Raw genomic sequence first — 2,044 nt, forward strand, 5'->3', positions numbered from 1 at the left:
TTCATATTGATTGGTCCCGTGCTCCGCGATGATCGGCTGTCGTGCCGATTGGTTCCGTGTCGCCCGGCATCTGATCCGCGTTGGGCATCGTTTGCCACTGATTCGTTTCATGCTTCGTAACACCGTCTGCCATCTGTCGTGCCGATGGTTCCGTGTCGTTTGGTGTCTGACCCCATTGGCATTGTTTGCCGTGCCGTTCTGGCATGCGTTGTCGATCGGATTGACGTGCGGCCGGTTTGGCGGGCGCACGCAGGGTGTCTTGCCCGGATACGAAGGATTCATGCATGCGTGTTTGCCGTGATTTCGAGGAACGATGCGTTTCCTCGCGCGGGTAGTCGGCTTGCCTGAGTAATTTGGAGCATATGACTAAAGCACTTCGTATGTCTACCATGTTCCTGCGCACTCTGCGCGAGAACCCTGCCGATGCCGACGTCGAGTCGGACAAACTGCTGCAGCGCGCCTGCTATCTGCGCAAGGCCGCTCCGGGCATCTGGACCTGGCTGCCGCTGGGCCTGAATGTTCTGAACAAGATCGAGGCGATCATCCGCGAGGAACTGGCTTCGATCGGCGCCCAGGAGGTCCATTTCTCCGGCCTGCTTCCGCGTGAGCCGTATGAGGCCACCCACCGTTGGGAGGAATACGGCGACAACATCTTCCGTCTCAAGGACCGTCACGACGCCGACTACCTGCTGGCGCCGACCCATGAGGAGATGTTCACCCTGCTGGTCAAGGACCTGTACTCCTCGTACAAGGACCTGCCGCTGACCCTGTACCAGATTCAGACCAAGTACCGTGATGAATTCCGTCCGCGCGCAGGCCTGATCCGCGGCCGTGAGTTCATCATGCAGGATTCCTACTCCTTCGCGCTCGACAAGGAAGGCCTGATCAAGGCGTATCAGGACGAGCGCGGCGCCTACGAGCGCATCTTCAACCGTCTTGACATCAAGTACGTGCCGGTGCATGCCATGGCCGGCCCGATGGGCGGTTTCGAATCCGAGGAATTCCTCGCTCCGATGCCGATCGGTGAGGACACCTTCGCCCAGTCGCCGTCCGGCAAGGCTTGGAACGTCGAGGCTTTGCACACTCCGGAACCGGAACCGGTGGACTTCTCCAACACTCCGGCCGCCGAGAAGCGCCCGACCCCGGACGCCGCCACCATCAACAAGATGGTCGAATTCGCCAATGCCAACCATCCGCGTTCCGATGGCCGCGATTGGCAGGGCTCCGACATTCTGAAGAACGTCGTCATCGCCGTCATGCATCCGCAGGATGAGGACCACGACGAACCGTGGCGCGAACTCGTCGTGGTCGGCGTTCCGGGCGACCGCACCGTCGATATGAAGCGTCTTGAGGCCCAGTTCGCTCCGGCCGAGATCGAAGAGGCCAACGAGGAGGATCTGAAGAAGCATCCCGAACTCGTCAAGGGATACATCGGACCGATGGTGCTCGGTCCGCAGGCGCGTGGCGGCAAGAAGGCCGAGAACGCGGCCGAGACCGGCGACGCGCTGCGTTACTTCATCGACGCGCATGTCGCCCGTGGTTCCGCATGGTTCACCGGCGCGGACGAATACGAGGTCGACTACTACGATCTCGTGTACGGCCGTGATTTCGAGGCCGACGGCACCGTCGAGGCGGTGGAGATTCGCCATGGCGACATGAGCCCGGACGGTTCCGGCCCGCTGAGCTTCGAACGCGGTGTGGAGATCGGACAAGTGTTCCAGCTGGGTCTGAAGTACTCCAACGCGCTGGGACTGAAGGTGCTTGACCAGAACGGCAAGACCGCCCCGGTGTGGATGGGATCCTACGGCATCGGCGTCTCCCGCGTGATGGCGTGCATCGCCGAAACCCACCATGACGAGCGCGGCCTGGCTTGGCCGGCGGTCATCGCTCCGGCACAGGTGCATGTGGTCGCCACCGGCAAGAAGGCGGAGGCGTTCGAGGCCGCTGAAAAGCTGGTCGCCGAGCTTGAGGCCAAGGGCATCGAGGTCATCTTCGACGACCGCAAGAAGGTGTCGCCGGGCGTCAAGTTCAAGGACGCCGAGCT

At 61.8% G+C, this 2,044-nt stretch carries 1 protein-coding gene; it reads left to right on the forward strand.

The annotated features are described in order from the left end of the window. Positions 1-362: 362 nt before the first annotated feature. Positions 363-2,044, forward strand: a 1,682-nt coding sequence (locus B3C64_RS07680) for a proline--tRNA ligase (RefSeq protein ID WP_291534884.1), incomplete at its 3' end; no start/stop codon positions are given.

Origin of the sequence: Bifidobacterium sp. UBA6881 (assembly GCA_002451435.1) — a bacterium.
GTDB lineage: Bacteria > Actinomycetota > Actinomycetes > Actinomycetales > Bifidobacteriaceae > Bifidobacterium.